Source organism: Idiomarina sp. OT37-5b, from assembly GCF_002968395.1.
Classification (GTDB): Bacteria; Pseudomonadota; Gammaproteobacteria; order Enterobacterales; family Alteromonadaceae; genus Idiomarina; species Idiomarina aquatica.
This window is the reverse complement of sequence record NZ_CP027188.1, coordinates 1581365-1597121: the sequence shown is the minus strand read 5'-3', so window position 1 is coordinate 1597121 and position 15757 is coordinate 1581365. Positions and strand designations below refer to the sequence as shown.

Here is a 15757-nt window from a genome sequence, read left to right as displayed (position 1 = left end):
GCTTGTAGTTGGAGATTCTAATCTAATGGCAGATACCGAACACCGGCCGAGTAATTTTATTCGTCAAATTATTGATAAAGATTTGGCTTCGGGTAAGCATGACTCGGTGAAAACACGTTTTCCCCCTGAGCCGAACGGCTTTTTGCATATCGGTCATGCAAAGTCGATTGTCCTGAATTTCGGTATTGCTGAAGACTATAACGGTACCTGTAATTTACGGTTTGATGATACCAATCCGCTGAAAGAGAAGGTCGACTATGTCGAGTCGATCAAAAAAGACGTTGCCTGGTTAGGTTACGAGTGGGATGGTGAGCCTAAGTACTCATCCAATTACTTTGACCAGTTGCACGCCTATGCGGTTGAGTTGATTGAGAAAGGCTTAGCCTACGTTGACTTCTCTGATCAAGAAACCATGCGCGAAATGCGTGGCACACTGAAAGAGCCGGGCAAAAACAGCCCTTATCGGGACACGCCTGCGGCGGAGAACCTGGCATTGTTCCAGCGCATGACCGCCGGTGAATTTAAAGAAGGCGAATGTTCGTTACGGGCAAAAATTGATATGAGCTCGCCGTTCATGTGTATGCGCGATCCGGTGATTTACCGTGTGCGCTTTGCTCATCATCACCAAACCGGTGATAAATGGTGTGTTTATCCGATGTATGACTTTACTCATTGTATCTCGGATGCGCTGGAAGGTATTACCCACTCACTGTGCACGTTGGAGTTCCAGGATAACCGCCGTTTGTACGACTGGGTGCTGGATAACATCAGCATTGACTGTCATCCACAGCAAATTGAGTTTTCGCGTCTGAATCTGCAGTATGCGGTGATGAGTAAACGCATCATCAATACGCTGGTGGAAGAGCACAAAGTCAGTGGCTGGGATGATCCGCGCGTACCGAGCATTGCCGGTTTACGTCGCCGTGGTTATACACCGGCTTCTATCCGTGAGTTTTGTCGCCGTATCGGTGTCACTAAGATGGATAACCAGGTCGAAATGAGTATGCTCGAGGCCTGTATCCGTGATGACTTAAACGAGAATGCACCGCGTGCAATGGCGGTAATGGATCCGATTAAGCTGGTGATTGAAAACTACCCGGATGATGCAACAGAATCGTTAGAAGCGCCAAATCACCCGAACAAACCCGAGATGGGAACTCGTCAGGTGACCTTCAGTAAAACGTTGTACATTGAACGTGAGGACTTCCGTGAATCGGCTAATAAAAAGTTCAAGCGTTTGGTGTTGGATAAAGAAGTCCGTTTGCGTAACGCTTACGTGGTGCGTGCGGATCGTGTTGAAAAAGATGCGGACGGCAATATCACCACCGTGTACTGCAGTTATGATGCGGATACCTTGGGTAAAGATCCTGCCGATGGCCGTAAAGTCAAAGGTGTGATTCACTGGGTTTCAGCAGCAACCGCTGTGCCTGCTGAGTTCCGTGTCTACGACCGGTTGTTCCAGGTGCCTAACCCGGCTGCGGAAGAGGATCTGTTTGCCGCTCTTAATCCGGAGTCATTGGTTATCAAAAATGGCTTTGTCGAAGCGAACCTGGCACAAGCAAAGGTGCAACAAGCCTATCAGTTTGAACGTTTAGGCTATTACTGTCTGGATCAGGACGCCGAGCAAGAAGGGCGTTTGATCTTTAACCAGACGGTTGGTCTGCGCGACAGTTGGGCTAAAATCGAACAACAACAAGACGACAAAGCGCCCAGTTAGGCTAACACCATTCAGTTAAGAGTATTTCGACTGAATGGTTTATCTGGTTTTTGATATACGAACGGTCCGATTTTTGGGCCGTTTTCTTTCTTTAGGTAGTATATAACGCTTAATCCTCGCCCGAAGCGCTTTTAATTTTTTGGGAATGGTGCCTGGAGCCGCAATACGGCTGATCTCCACTCGAACGAGATTGTAAGCAAGCAAAATTCCCCAAATTTCCTGGGTAACACCATCTACGGACTGGCTACGAAGTAATATGCTATCTTCCAGCATTTGGTGCTTGATCTCACCGCAGGGCGAGAGCGTGAACGTTTTTTAAGCATTCACGATTAAGTCCAGCACCTCTTCGCTCATTGTTGCCATCTTCTGTTTGCGATTGACGCTCACTTTTATTGTCTTCTCGCGGCGTATTTGGTTCAGCGCAACATGGCGGAAGCATGCCAGGTTATCTGCGGCATGGCCGCGACTAATGGGGCAGTCATCTTCTCGCATTGTCACATCGAGAATCCAATGCAGGCGGTTTTCAACGCCCCAGTGGGCGCGCACTGTGCTGGCAAACTACTCAGCAGATAAGCATGCTGAGCTGATATAATAACGATACTGTAGCTGCTCCTTGCCATTTGCTAATCGATAATAGGTGGCGCGGCCAATGGTTTCGAGCGCTGACCAGGCTGAACGTATGCTTTCAGGCAATTCCAATGCGGATAAAACATCATAGGCGCGATATTCAACACGACCATGCTTTTGCTCAATATGTCCAGGTTCGTTGCTGTCACTAAGCTCGAAAGCATCCTGAAGCGTCTGATATAGCGACTTTTCATCGGTTCGTCGCTGGCCTAGAACAACACCGTTTTTAGTCGCAAAGGCACTTATCATGTGCAGTGTGGATTGCCTGTCGTTGCGCTTGTACGAGCGACGTAGCGTCTTACCATCAACAGCAACGACTTCTTTATCCGTGAGTTTTTCAGCCATTCGAGCCGAAGATGGCCAAAGTCCTCGATTTCTTCCCAGCCCTCTGCGCCTGAGATGACCGCGGTCAGCGTTAAAAACAGAACATCAAATAGCTCATAGGTTACTTTCGATGCTTGCCTTGGGTCTTCAATATCGGCAAAGTGGTCACTCAGCAAGGTCAGGCTCATTGGGGCTCTCCGCAAAAGAGAGTATATGATCACGACTAGAACTGATCGTCAAATCGATCGATTATTTAGTAGCTCGACTGGTCAATAAATGTTCACGATCTCACCCTGACTTTAGGGGCGCCTTGCGTCTTTGTTAATCCCTAAGTTCTTTTAGTGCCTGGCTTTCAACTATAACAGTGTCAAAACGTAAGCTAAAAAGCATAGGCTTAAGACTCTTTTGTTGAGTCATGGTACACAAAGTGAAAGAAGAAAATCTTGACTTTTAAATAGAGGAACGAGTATAACAACATTCAAACATATTGCTATACATAAGGATATATATCCTGTGTTCGTTCTCATCTTGATTTTAGTGCGAGTTGGGTTAAGTGCATAGGCTGTCCTAATAAGGAACTTTGGGAGTTATTAAGTTGATTCATTTTAGATCATCGATCGTATTTCTGGTGAGCTGCGGGCTTACTTTCCTAACATATGCCCAAAGCACTGTTGAGTTAAAATATGATGCCAAAGGGCGGTTGATAGGGGTTGATAAAGGTGCAGATTTTATTGAATACACATACGATAGCGCTGGAAACCGGCAAGCTGTTGGTAATGAACGACTATCCGGCGGTTCTTCGCTAATTATTACTGAATTTAATGTCCCAAATATTGCCTACGATTATGGCCTAAATGCCAGTGCAAACTGGAACTCTACAGGGGCCAGTTATTGTGAAATATCATTTGAAAATCAAGTTAACACTTACGAAAACTTACCCACCGCTGGTTCAAAGCCAATAGAAGTTTATACGTCAGGAGCCGTCTTTTTAACGTGCTTTAACGGTAGTGGAACAGTTCAGGAAAGTGATTACATAAGACACGAAGCTGGCTATGTGATAATGCCGTTTTAAGTACCATATACATAATTATTCAGAGATATAAAGAATGAAACCATCAAGGAAGAGTCTGGCCTTATGCGGCGTATTGGTATTGCTTTTTACAACTTTAGTAAAAGCAGAGAACGAACAATACAACATTAAACCACTCGATATTGAACCCGACATCAACAATGTCGATTTGTTAAGTGGCCGTTTTTACCCTAATTTACCTGAACTCTCCATTCCCGCAGCACCAAGGTTAACGTTAAATACCTTGCAACAGTTTGATAGTAAGGTGATCGGTAAGTTATACCCACGAACAACCCAGCGTCAGGAAAGCTTTTCTCTTACATTTGGAGCGAAAACATCAGAATACTTTGACTGTGAATCCAGCGACTGTGAACCTCAAGGTAATACGGGATCGATGTTTGTGGGTAGGGTTGGAGGCTCAAGTTTTCGCTACATACAAGGGAAGACAGGAATAAAAGTTGTTTATGCATCCAAATCGTCTTATTTCGATTATTCAGGTGACCCCTATGCCTCCATTAGTGCACAAACAACTTATTACGCGACGAATGTTAATTATCCTGATGGAGAGTCGTTGCAGATCTATTACGATAAAGTGACTCAGTCAGGCGTTACCTATCACCGGCCTGTAAAGGTAACCTCTGATGTTGGTTATCAGCTTATCTTAAATTATTTTTCGAACGATATTTCGACAGGTTCACTGGGGTGGAGTAAACTTAAAAGAGCTCACATCGCCAAAATATCTAGTCCCTCTGATGTATTGGCTGAAGTTAATTACAGTTCAACAGGTAATTTCACGGATTTAGGCGGGCTTCAGTGGCAGTTTTCTGGATTCAGTAATGCGCTTGGAGCCAGTGATTTCGCGAGGAGCTTTACCCTAAAAGGGCCTGCAGATACGAAGAATAGACTGTCTTTATCAAGTGCAACCAGAAGCTATGCAGGGATATTCCACAATAACTTTGTAACCTCAGTTACGCGTAACGGTCAGAGCTACCAATATAGCTATACAGCCGCCTCTGGCTCTGGCTCAGATCCAAGGAAACAGTTCTCGAAACTTATTATAACGGGTCCTGAAAGCTACCGAAGAACAGTCGAGTATTTTGTGTGGGGCGGTGCAGAGAAACGCCAATTGGTTAAGTCAGATACAGACTCGCTGGGAAATAAAACAAGCTACACGTACACAACCGATAAACGGGTTGAAACGGTAACTTTTCCTGAGGGAAATAAAGTTAAATTTACTTATGATTCCCATGGCAATATTACGAGTAAACGAAGCATCGCTAAGCCAGGTTTTAGTCTACCGGATAAGTTAGAGCGAGCCGTTTATCCAAGTACATGCACAGAGCTCACCTGCTATCGACCGATTTACACTGTTGATGCCAACGGCAATAGAACGGACTATACTTTTTCATCGATTCATGGCGGTCTGCTTACTAAAACTGAGCCTGCCGATGCGAATGGCTTTCGCAGGAAAACGATAAATGACTATTCGCAAATTAATGGAGTTTATCGATTAACAAAGCAAACGGTTTGTGTGGTTGGTCAGTGTGGCGGAGCACAGGCTCAAGTGACGAATTATACATACTGGCAGAATACAGGCCTTATAAAAACAGAAACACGAACAAATGGTAATGGGACGCCTGCTCAGCAGACCACTTATACGTATGATGATGCCGGACGCCTACTGATAGAGGATGGTCCTCTTGGCGGGGTCGATGACGCTGTATATTTTGGTTACGACGACTCAGGTAGACAGATCTGGCAAGCAAACGAAAAAAATGCAGCGGGCTACTTTGCTGCAGAGAGAATTAGTTACCCCACTGCTAGCAGCCGAAAACGCGTGACCGAGCGGGGAACCATCTCTTCCAGGACGAGTACGGGCCTGACAGTAGACGTGACGGTCACGGAGTTTTTAAATAGTGACAATAATGTCATCAAAAAAGAGTTAGCAGCCCCAACGACGCCTAAACAAGTCTGGCAGTATAGCCATGACTCACGGGGGCGTGTAATATGTGAGGCGGTTAGGATGAATAGCGGCGCATTTTCACAGCTACCGAGCTCGGCTTGCACTCTAGGTACTGAGGGTCTCTTTGGCCCTGACAGAGTCAAACGGATAACATACGATAAAGTGTCAAGAACGACAAGTATTACAACGGCTGTCGGGACGCCGATTGAATCAGTCGAAAGAATAAATAGTTACTCTGCAAACGGTAATCTGATATCTGTTACCGATGGAAATGGAAACACGACATCATATTCCTTTGACGGGCATGACCGGCTTCAGCGTACAACATTTCCAAACAGCACGTATGAGAAAAACACGTATGATTTAAATGACAACATTCTTACCTTAAGAAAGCGAGATGGTGTTGTCCTTACTTACGCTTATAACTCGAGAAACCAGCCCGTCAGCTTAGCTGTTCCGAATGAATCGACAGTTTACTATCAGTACGATGGGATGGGACGGCGTTCAGAGGTTTCCCGGGGCCTGAGTGTAATAACGTACCAATACGATAATTTAGGGCGTTTGGCCAAGTCGATAACGAATGGCAGAGCTCTGAGCTATGCTTACACTCAAGCTAACGAGCGAAAACGGTTAACGTTTCCGGATGGGTTCTATGTAACATTTAACCATGACCACCGGGGCGAGTTAGTCAGTATACTGCAAAATGGAAGCAGCACCGTTCTGTCTTATAGCTATGACCGGATAGGTCGTATTAAGACGATAAACCGTGCAGCAGGCGTAACGTCCAGTATTCAGTATGACCGCATGGATCGGATTTCCCAATACAACCATAGTGGGATAACTGATATTAGCTTTAGCTATACACCGTCGAATCAATTAGCATCAAGAGCGGTCAGTAATGACACACATCAGATAGCCATTCCGACACTCAGCACTGAAAGCTATTCGGTTAATAACCTCAACCAGTATACGAAAGTGACAGCGGGTGGGATAAATAAGTCACTCACTTATTCGACTGCCGGAAATATGACGTCATATGACGGTTGGAGCTACCAGTACACCAACCAGAATAGGCTTAAAAAGGCGACCAAGTCAGGAACAACCGTCAACCTGACGTATGATGCGCTGGGACATTTAAGTTCAACGACTCACAATGGCAGTAAGATTGAATATCTCTATGATGGCGATGAGTTGGTTGCTGAGTATAATGGTAGTGGCACGTTGCTGCGCAGATATATCCATGGTTCAGGTATCGATGACCCGGTTATCCGGTATGACGGCGGCGGCACTTCGAGTCGCCGTTATTTACACCGTGATGAACGGGGGACAATAATCGCTGAAACAACCGCTTCAGGGAGTATTCTGGCAAGGCATCAATACGGGCCTTTTGGTCAGCCTATTAACGGGAGCAATGCACGGTTTCGCTATACCGGGCAGATATTGATCCCAGGAACTGAGCTATATTACTACAAAGCACGGATTTATCATCCAAAGCTAGGCCGATTCCTGCAAACTGACCCGGTGGGTTATGAAGACCAGATGAACCTGTATGCTTATGTTGCTAATGATCCAATTAACCACACTGATCCAACGGGCAAATTCCTTAACTTTTTAGTTGGAGCTGCGATAGGAGGCGGTATTGATTTGGCTGCACAGGTTTACAACTCTATGAGTGATGGTGCTAGTCTTGGAGAAGCGTTGGCTAATGCTGATTACGGAAGTGTTGCAACTTCAGCAGCTTTAAGCTCTGTTGGTGCAATGGGCACTCAGCTTGTGAAAGGTGGTGTAACTGGTGCGATCAAGGTAGGTAAGGAAACTGTAAACTTAACTACAAAGACAGAAAGAGTTATTGCTGGTGCTGATGGAGCAACTAAAGTCGCAGCAGTTGGAGCAATCCAAGCTGGCCGAAAAGGAGAGAGTATGACCGAAGGAGCTGCTGTTAAAGTCGTTGATAGTGTTACTAGTCCAGTACCAGCAGGAACAATGGCTCAAAAAGGTATGGAGTATTTGAACCAACAATCTGAAAGTACTCAAAGTAATAGCACATGTACTAAAAAAGATGGAAGCTGTTGATGAGCGAAGGTAGCTATTTTTCAAGGAACCTTTTGAACAAGCAGGTGCTAATGTCAGCGTTGTTTACCGCGTATAAGAACCTGCTTTGGCCCTTGGTTGGTATAGGTTTACCTATTGTTATTTTTGGTGTGGATGGCACTGGTATTGAAAAAGCTACCTTTTTCATAGCAATTTCAATTTGCTTGTTCATACCTTATTTTTGTCTTTGTTTCACGATGCATAAACTTTCTCTTAAAACTAAGGATGACGAAGAGAAGTTTTATGCACTTTCACCCAAGGAACGAGGCAAAGTTATCGGGGATGAATTATCAGGTTGGTGGTAAAGTTAATTTGAATCCAAAGCCTCGCTCTTGCGGGGCTTTGTTTTTACAGGAGGCTGATGACTTGTTGAAATTTTCCATTGCTCCAATGGCCGAGAGATTTTTTACCATCAGGTGTGGTGCGTTCGAGGTAATCTGGAAAGTCTGTATTTTTTTCCATAAAGCGTTTGCCCCTGACCTAGCAAGTCACGGCTTAATTTCCCAGATTGGCTGTCACGCGAAACCGTTTCAGATAAGGTGAGCACATCAAATTGACTAGTCATATTCTGCTCCCATCGGTTCCTAGTCTACTCGCTACTGTGAGTTCCGAAGTAATGCCATGCTTGGCGGCAAAAGTTTGAAGCTTGCTATCGTAAAAGTCCGCATCGCGTTTATAACGGCAAAAAAATCTGATGACCGTATCGGATTCATCATAGATTGCCCGAATATCATTTTCTCCCGCATCAATAGAAAAAGATCCGTCGTCTAGCCGATACGCTGCTTGTCCCCCGACGAAGCACTCTTGGGCAAACTTCGACAGCACGTTTTCAACTTGCTCCGGCTTTACTGTCTGGAATATGGTGTGGCAATAAGGCATATCACTGGCTCTTGAGTTGCTGAGCCATAAGTATAGCAAATGACATTACTTGTCGGATAATAGACGCAGGCTTTGGAACATTTTGAGAGCGAGGTGGAACGTACTAACGAGTCACACTGGAACATTTGATGAGTTCAGGTGAACTTTCAGGGTGAGATCGTGAACATTTATTGACCAGTCGAGCTACTAAATAATCGATCGATTTGACGATCAGTTCTAGTCGTGATCATATACTCTCTTTTGCGGAGAGCCCCAATGTATGTAGCGTCAATTACCTTGGCCGGTTCGTATTGCCTCATTAAAAAATAACACTTTGCCAATCGTTCGGTTATTTCAGTCTAAAATCATTCTGCTTGCATTAATTCGGTTAGTTTAGACTGATAAGTCTGGTCACGTAAACGCAACGCTGAAATACGTCTTTGCAGGGTCCTAACTTGCCCCATATCGTGGCGGTCAGGATAACGAACTGAGAGCCATTCAATAATTTCAGGGGCTGTGCAGTGAGGCTCTAGTTGGAGTTTAAATTTTATATCATCCCAGGCGTGTTCAAACGGGTCTTTGCGAGTCCGCCAGGTTCTCGGAAGGCTCCGTTTGTCTTTTGGCTTTTCAAAACGAAAGTAATCGAGAACGTCTGACTCTGTGGGTGCTGTATGACTCTGATTCAGTTCAGCCGGCTTATCAGCATACTGCTCGGTTTTGGCTGTGCCGTTAATATTCCAGGCAAAGGTCATTAGGTTATTTTGCAACACTTTTAACTCAGACATTAACGTCACCGGATCGAGTTGTAAGTACATTGCGGTCAAATCATCTTTGACGCCTTGCTTTACGTGCGGACTATTTAAAATACGTTGGTAAGGGGTCAATGCTTTGTCATACTGTTTCGCCACTTTGGCACCGGTACGTGTTTTTTTAAGTAGCTTTACTGACGGCTGAAAGAAGTTTACGTATTTCCGTAACACACGATAGAACTTCGCGAGAGCTGCCCACGCTTTAGGGCCCTCGAAGCGGTCGTAACCGACTAAGCGCCGAACAACAGAGCCGTTTTTCTCTTCTACAAAAGCCTGGTCATTCTTTTTATAAGCCCGTGAACGAGTAAATGTGATTTTGTTTGACTCACAGTAATCCAAAACTTCGTAATTAATAAATTCTGAGCCGCCGTCTGTATCAAGTCCCAACAACGGAAACGGCATAAGAGAGCGAGCAACGCTAACGCCGTTGATGACATCCGCCGCACTTTTTCTTAACAACGGCATGCATTCAAGCCAACCGGTGCTTACGTCTACCATCACTAGCGAGTTAAGAAACGTGCCATTTGCATCATCTCCACAATGGGCAACTAAATCAACTTCATAAAACCCGGGTACTATGTCATTCCAGTCAGCGAAAGTTCGCACCTGAATTTTACTCTTTAAAAGGGCTCCTGCTTTGGTTTGGCTCAGTCCCTGAACTTGTCGAGAGCGTTCAGGTTGAAGTATTCGATCAACAGTGGCAGCGCTCACTGTCATAAGTTTTTTTCGTATGTCGTCTGATATTCGCAAGTGGCCGTGTCGCTCCATCGCCGCAACCAAATCAGGTATAAAAGGAACAAAGCGCTTTGAGCACACTTGATTCGCGGTATTCCAGACTTTAATGAGCACGTGGCGAAACTGATCATCATAAACCTGAGCCCCGGGTCGGGATTTAGGTTTTAGCGATACGATGTCGATTGGTGAACTCTTTTTGCACAATAGAACGAGCGCATATTTTCTGTCGTAACCGGTTGCCGCCACAAAGCCATCGAGGATCTTGGTTTTTTCTGGGCGTTTTGCTGCTAAGTACCGCTGCCGGATGCTTAATAACATTTCGCGGCGAGCGGCAAGGCTCATAGTAGTCGTCATAAATCACCTAATATCATTCCCGTAAAGTTTGATTTTAGATGAGGCAACCGAGCTTGCTAGGTTTGATTCTTAGTGAGTCAATGCGGACCGGCCACCGTAATTGTCGCTCAATACCCAATGAGCCTGACCTTGCTGAGTGACCACTTTGCCGATATTGAAGACCCAAGGCAAGCATCGAAAGTAACCTATGAGCTATTTGATGTTCTGTTTTTAACGCTGACCGTGGTCATCTCAGGCGCAGAGGGCTGGGAAGAAATCGAGGACTTTGGCCATCTTCGGCTCGAATGGCTGAAAAACTCACGGATAAAGAAGTCGTTGCTGTTGATGGTAAGACGCTACGTCGCTCGTACAAGCGCAACGACAGGCAATCCGCACTGCACATGATAAGTGCCTTTGCGACTAAAAACGGTGTTGCTCTAGGCCAGCGACGAACCGATGAAAAGTCGCTATATCAGACGCTTCAGGATGCTTTCGAGCTTAGTGACAGCAACGAACCTGGACATATTGAGCAAAAGCATGGTCGTGTTGAATATCGCGCCTATGATGTTTTATCCGCATTGGAATTGCCTGAAAGCATACGTTCAGCCTGGTCAGCGCTCGAAACCATTGGCCGCGCCACCTATTATCGATTAGCAAATGGCAAGGAGCAGCTACAGTATCGTTATTATATCAGCTCAGCATGCTTATCTGCTGAGCAGTTTGCCAGCACAGTGCGCGCCCACTGGGGCGTTGAAAACCGCCTGCATTGGATTCTCGATGTGACAATGCGAGAAGATGACTGCCCCATTAGTCGCGGCCATGCCGCAGATAACCTGGCATGCTTCCGCCATGTTGCGCTGAACCAAATACGCCGCGAGAAGACAATAAAAGTGAGCGTCAATCGCAAACAGAAGATGGCAACAATGAGCGAAGAGGTGCTGGACTTAATCGTGAATGCTTAAAAAACGTTCACTCTCTCGCCCTGCTTGACCAACTAACTGTTTACCATAAGTTACTTCACCGTGATGGCTCGGACCAAAAGCAACACCACGTATAAGTCGACTGCGTAACGAACTTAGCGCACAAAGACGTACAATAGGGTATTCAGTAGAGCGCGTTGCGTTATGTTTTATACGACCAAAATGCTCTGTAAGCTCGGAGGTATCTGCTGTTCTAAACTGCGTGCCGTCAATTGAGTACAGCCTCAGTCCCTGCCATGTATCGTTGCGATCTTCGGTTTTAACCCAGTGGGAAGCGGTTATTTCAAACAGTTTAGCTAATGGCTCATGAGTCAGTCGTTGGCGGGCCTGCGGGATCGCACTGGACGCAACGGTTTCGCCTGCTTTGTTTTGCATACTTAAATCAAGCTTAGCTACAATTTCAGCAATAGATCGATCTCGAAATAAGCCCATCGCAACAACAAGCCATACGACCAACTCGGCCGGAAGTTTACGCCGACGAATACTGACTTTATCGGTATCTGCTAAGGCCTTCTCTATCCATTCGAGCGGAATAGATTGTTGAAACGTCGATAGCGACTCTGGGCTCGCAAATGAATCCGTGTCGAGTAACCAGTGACTGAGCAAAAAAATACCCTCATAACCTAATGGTGATGAGGGTATTGTGAACCAGCCCAATGATCGGTCAACCGATCGGTAAAATATTTCTTAACTGATCGGTGTTAGCCAGTTAGGCCGCTTTGTTATGATTTGATGATGTATTTGTCGAGTAGCTTCGCGCCGTAAAGGCGCGAAGGTGTATAAAAGCCGCCGGGGTGCGGATGCTCCAGCGTATAAACAGCCAGTTCTACCGCGCCTTCGGCGGTCAGTGAATATCCATTCTTCACTTTTACCCGCATCTCTCGATGTTCGCCACGCGCATTGCGAATTTCTCCCCAAACATAGGTTGGATTGCGATCGCGATCCTTGCTGTCCGGGCCTTCGCTGTTGGCGTCAATTTTTGCTTTCAGTTTGCGTTGTACCCACTGCCAGTTAAACACGCGTCGAAATGGGTTAAGTCGCCGTAAGCGTTTTACCAAGCGCGGACTGGCCGGGATATAGACTTCGATATTCGGTATTTCTGTGGTGTAGTAGGCCGTCGCAACATCGCCCCAGGGAATGGTCATGGCCATTTTTTTACCCGCCCCAAAGTCGATTTCGCGAGCTTTCCAGGCCAATGGCACCGTTTCTATGGTACCGTTAATGCGCGCTGCGCCACCCTGACCCAGCCGTTCTACGCTGGTCTTGGCAGTGCCGCGGCTCATTCGTGAGGCCGAATCAAAACCCAGTGCCAGGTGTGTTGCATCGGGCATTTGCGCGTTTAGTCGCGCAGCCACACAGTCAGTCGGAATAACGTCAAAGCCAACTCCGGGACACAAAACGATGCCCGCCTCAGCCGCTTTGGCAGAGAGACTGTGAGCGTATTCAAACACATCAATTTCGCCGGTAATGTCCAGGTAATGGGTTTTACTGGCAATGCAGGCATGCATGAGGGGGGCTGCGGTGTGGCTGAAAGGGCCGGCGCAATTGACCACCAGGTCGACATCCGCTAATTGTTGCTTAATGCTGTTGACGTCCTGCAACGAAAACTCGCGAAAAGGCAATTCCAGATGTCGGGCAAACTCGGCCAGAGTAACGCCGTTTCGGCCGGCCAGAATAGGAGAATAACCACGCTTTTTGGCTTGTCGGGCAATTAACTTGCCCGAGTACCCGTATGCGCCGTATATCATCCAGCGCAATGCCATGCTAATCGGCCTCAGCAGCGAGCTTATACTCGCAGTTGTCACCGCGCTGACATTCACCGTAAAGGTATAGGCTGTGGTTGGTCAGTTTGATTTTGTTCTGTTCTGCGATGCGAACTTGACGCTCTTCGATGATGTCATCTTCAAACTCAAACACATGCCCACAGGTTAAGCACACCAGATGGTCATGATGTTCTTTTGCACTCAGCTCAAATACCGAACGGCCGCCTTCAAAATGATGGCGAGTGATGATACCGGCGTCATCAAACTGATTAAGAACCCGATAAACGGTTGCTAAACCAATTTCGTCTTTCTGCTCAAGCAGGATCTTGTAGACATCTTCCGCGCTGATATGCTGATTTTCCGGTTTTTTCAGAATTTCCAGAATCTTCATGCGCGGGGAAGTGACTTTTAAGCCCGCTTTTTTTAACTGCTCGTCGTTTGTTGCCATAATATCAGTCGCCAATCAGTTATCGTAATTAAGTTCAAGGGTTCAGCATACCCTGAACTACTAGTCGTTTGCCAGCTCCGCCAGGCACATTTCCTGGTAAACTTGCTGACACCACTTAGTCACACGTTCTTTGGTCAGTTCAGGTTGACGATCTTCATCAATACCCAGCCCGACAAAGTGGTTTTCATCAACCAATCCTTTCGAGGCTTCGAAATGATAGCCCTCGGTCGGCCAGTGACCCACAATCACAGCACCGCGTGCTTCAACAATGTCACGCACCATACCCATCGCATCCAAGAAGTACTCGGCGTAATCTTCCTGATCACCGCAGCCAAAAATAGCGACCAATTTATCGGTGAAGTCGATTTCTTCAAGTTCTGGGAAAAAGTCATCCCAATCGCATTGCGCTTCGCCGTAGTACCAGGTTGGAATACCGAAAAGCAACAAATCATAGCCGGCAATATCTTCTTTACTGGACTTTGCGATGTCTTTAACATCGACTAACTTTTTACCCAGTTCTTTCTGGATCATTTGTGCGACAGCTTCGGTATTGCCTGTATCACTACCAAAGAAAATTCCTACGGTTGCCATAAATCAATTTTCACCTGATTTGATAAGGTTAATGACTGCTGGCAGGAAGATGTCTTCTCGTGCCAACGCGACTTTAACAACAGCTTCGACCAATTCCCCTCGGCTACAGTTCAAAGACTCCGCCAAATCGGTTAATTGTTGGTGTAGCTGCCGATCGGTTTTTAACTCAATACGTTTTTTGCCCTGCTGTTTGTCACGCAGCAATTGTTTACGTTTATTGATGCGCAACTGTTCACTGCGCGGCAACGGGTTCGTGCGGGGACGTCCGCGCCGGGGCTGATCGACAAATAAGTCGATGGTTACTTTATCGTTGTTTGCTTTTGCCATGTGTGTTGTGAATTGCTATGCAGGTGCTTTTATCAAAGTCCCGATTCCCAATACACCTGGATAATGCCCTTGGCGATAAATCCAAAACAGCCAAGAAACAACACCAGCCAGACGATGAAACGGCCGAATTTGGGCACTTCCGATCGCTTTAACACATCGCGAATAGCAAGGCCTATTAATAAAAATAAGATGCCAAGCGTAATGTTGGTCGCCAGTATCTCGATTTGTTCGTAGTATTCAGCCAACATGAATTATGTACACCTCAGGCTGGTTAATATCGCGCATAGTCTACCATAGCGCGCTTCGGCTGACGACCCTGTGTCGCTCAAGGGTTTAAGAATTCGCGCACCAAGCGGTTAAAAATACGCGGCTTTTCTGCATGTAACCAATGCCCTGTGCCTTCGATAACTTTAACCTCGACGTCATCAAAACGCTGATTTATTTGGTCGCGATGCGCCTCGGTTAAATAATTGGAGTCGCCGCCCTTGATAAACAGCACCGGACCTGCGTAATGGCCCTCACTGACGTTACCGGCCAGTGTCGTGTAGTTGGCAATTAAGGCATCAATATTGAGTCGCCAACTGTAACCGTCGTCGCTCTTCCGCAGATTCTTCAGCAAAAACTGGCGCACACCCTTATTTTTGACGGTGTTTGCCAGTTCGCTGTCGGCATCACTGCGGCTATTGATCTGACTGAGATCGAGGTTTTTCAATGCCGTTAAAATGTCGTCATGAGTGCCGTCATACTGAGCAGGCGCGATATCAGCAAACACGGCACGAGTGACCCGCTGCGGGTAATCCATCGCCAGTTGCATCGCAATTTTGCCGCCCATCGAGTGTCCGACGACTGCAAAGTCGTCGATGCCCAGACTGTCGCAGGTGGCGATGACGTCGGCGGCCATTTCACCGTAACTCATGTGCTCGCAGTGCGGCGAATCGCCGTGGTTGCGGGCGTCAATCATGACACAGTAATACGCGTCTTCCAGCGCTCTGGCGAGGCTTTTTAAGTTGTCTTTGTCACCAAACAAACCATGGATGAGCACCACCGTCGGGTGTTGCTGTTGGCCAAGGGTTTGATATTCCAATGTTACTGACTCTGCCATCTGGATGCCTTTAATGGTAA

Annotated in this window: 12 protein-coding genes and 4 pseudogenes; 5 read left to right on the top strand and 11 right to left on the bottom strand. The window is 46.5% G+C overall.

The features are described 5' to 3' along the window. Nucleotides 1-25: 25 nt before the first annotated feature. Nucleotides 26-1717: a glutamine--tRNA ligase gene (gene glnS, locus C5610_RS07430; protein WP_105306625.1), complete on the top strand. Its 1692-nt coding sequence runs from the start codon at nucleotides 26-28 to the stop codon at nucleotides 1715-1717. 39 nt (nucleotides 1718-1756) lie between these two features. On the opposite strand, the pseudogene C5610_RS13865 reads toward glnS, so the two are convergent. After that, a pseudogene (locus C5610_RS13865) lies at nucleotides 1757-2008 on the bottom strand (IS4 family transposase); the annotation flags it as partial. A gap of 24 nt (nucleotides 2009-2032) precedes the next feature. Next, nucleotides 2033-2856 (bottom strand): annotated as a pseudogene (locus C5610_RS07420) (ISAs1 family transposase). 407 nt (nucleotides 2857-3263) lie between these two features. Here C5610_RS07420 and C5610_RS07415 point away from each other — a divergent pair. Genes C5610_RS07415 through C5610_RS07405 form a run of 3 tightly spaced genes read left to right on the top strand, consistent with a single transcriptional unit; the run spans nucleotide 3264 to nucleotide 8096 of the window. Continuing rightward, nucleotides 3264-3740, top strand: a complete 477-nt coding sequence (locus C5610_RS07415; RefSeq protein WP_158682676.1) for a hypothetical protein — start codon at nucleotides 3264-3266, stop codon at nucleotides 3738-3740. A gap of 34 nt (nucleotides 3741-3774) precedes the next feature. Further along, on the top strand, nucleotides 3775-7773 hold the full coding sequence (locus C5610_RS07410; protein WP_105306623.1) for an RHS repeat domain-containing protein: 3999 nt from the start codon (nucleotides 3775-3777) through the stop codon (nucleotides 7771-7773). Further along, complete coding sequence (locus tag C5610_RS07405; protein ID WP_105306622.1) at nucleotides 7773-8096, top strand: hypothetical protein; 324 nt, start codon at nucleotides 7773-7775, stop codon at nucleotides 8094-8096. The genes C5610_RS07410 and C5610_RS07405 overlap by 1 nt, the downstream gene beginning before the upstream one ends. Nucleotides 8097-8352: 256 nt before the next feature. Here C5610_RS07405 and C5610_RS07395 read toward each other — a convergent pair whose 3' ends face one another. Further along, the gene (locus tag C5610_RS07395; RefSeq protein ID WP_105306621.1) at nucleotides 8353-8670 is read right to left on the bottom strand and encodes a hypothetical protein; all 318 of its coding nucleotides are present in this window, start codon (nucleotides 8668-8670) and stop codon (nucleotides 8353-8355) included. A gap of 344 nt (nucleotides 8671-9014) precedes the next feature. After that, nucleotides 9015-10547, bottom strand: a complete 1533-nt coding sequence (locus C5610_RS07390) for an integrase catalytic domain-containing protein (RefSeq protein ID WP_105306620.1) — start codon at nucleotides 10545-10547, stop codon at nucleotides 9015-9017. A 117-nt stretch (nucleotides 10548-10664) separates the two neighbouring features. Between C5610_RS07390 and C5610_RS07385 the strand changes: the two are divergent. Beyond that, nucleotides 10665-11488 (top strand): annotated as a pseudogene (locus C5610_RS07385) (ISAs1 family transposase). 21 nt (nucleotides 11489-11509) lie between these two features. Here the strand turns inward: C5610_RS07385 and C5610_RS07380 are convergent. From C5610_RS07380 to C5610_RS07350, 7 genes and pseudogenes are all read right to left on the bottom strand, one after another. After that, nucleotides 11510-12112, bottom strand: a pseudogene (locus C5610_RS07380) (IS4 family transposase); the annotation flags it as partial. A gap of 116 nt (nucleotides 12113-12228) precedes the next feature. Next, nucleotides 12229-13269 (bottom strand): saccharopine dehydrogenase family protein, encoded by a 1041-nt coding sequence (locus C5610_RS07375; RefSeq protein ID WP_105306618.1) that lies wholly within the window; start codon nucleotides 13267-13269, stop codon nucleotides 12229-12231. A 1-nt stretch (nucleotide 13270) separates the two neighbouring features. Continuing rightward, nucleotides 13271-13717, bottom strand: a complete 447-nt coding sequence (gene fur / locus C5610_RS07370; RefSeq protein ID WP_105306617.1) for a ferric iron uptake transcriptional regulator — start codon at nucleotides 13715-13717, stop codon at nucleotides 13271-13273. 60 nt (nucleotides 13718-13777) lie between these two features. After that, the gene (fldA, locus tag C5610_RS07365; protein WP_105306616.1) at nucleotides 13778-14308 is read right to left on the bottom strand and encodes a flavodoxin FldA; all 531 of its coding nucleotides are present in this window, start codon (nucleotides 14306-14308) and stop codon (nucleotides 13778-13780) included. Between the two features lie 3 nt (nucleotides 14309-14311). Beyond that, complete coding sequence (ybfE, locus tag C5610_RS07360; RefSeq protein WP_105306615.1) at nucleotides 14312-14635, bottom strand: LexA regulated protein; 324 nt, start codon at nucleotides 14633-14635, stop codon at nucleotides 14312-14314. Nucleotides 14636-14667: 32 nt separating this feature from the next. Beyond that, complete coding sequence (locus tag C5610_RS07355) at nucleotides 14668-14883, bottom strand: DUF2788 domain-containing protein (RefSeq protein WP_105306614.1); 216 nt, start codon at nucleotides 14881-14883, stop codon at nucleotides 14668-14670. A gap of 77 nt (nucleotides 14884-14960) precedes the next feature. After that, nucleotides 14961-15737: an alpha/beta fold hydrolase gene (locus C5610_RS07350; protein WP_105307745.1), complete on the bottom strand. Its 777-nt coding sequence runs from the start codon at nucleotides 15735-15737 to the stop codon at nucleotides 14961-14963. Nucleotides 15738-15757: the final 20 nt, after the last annotated feature.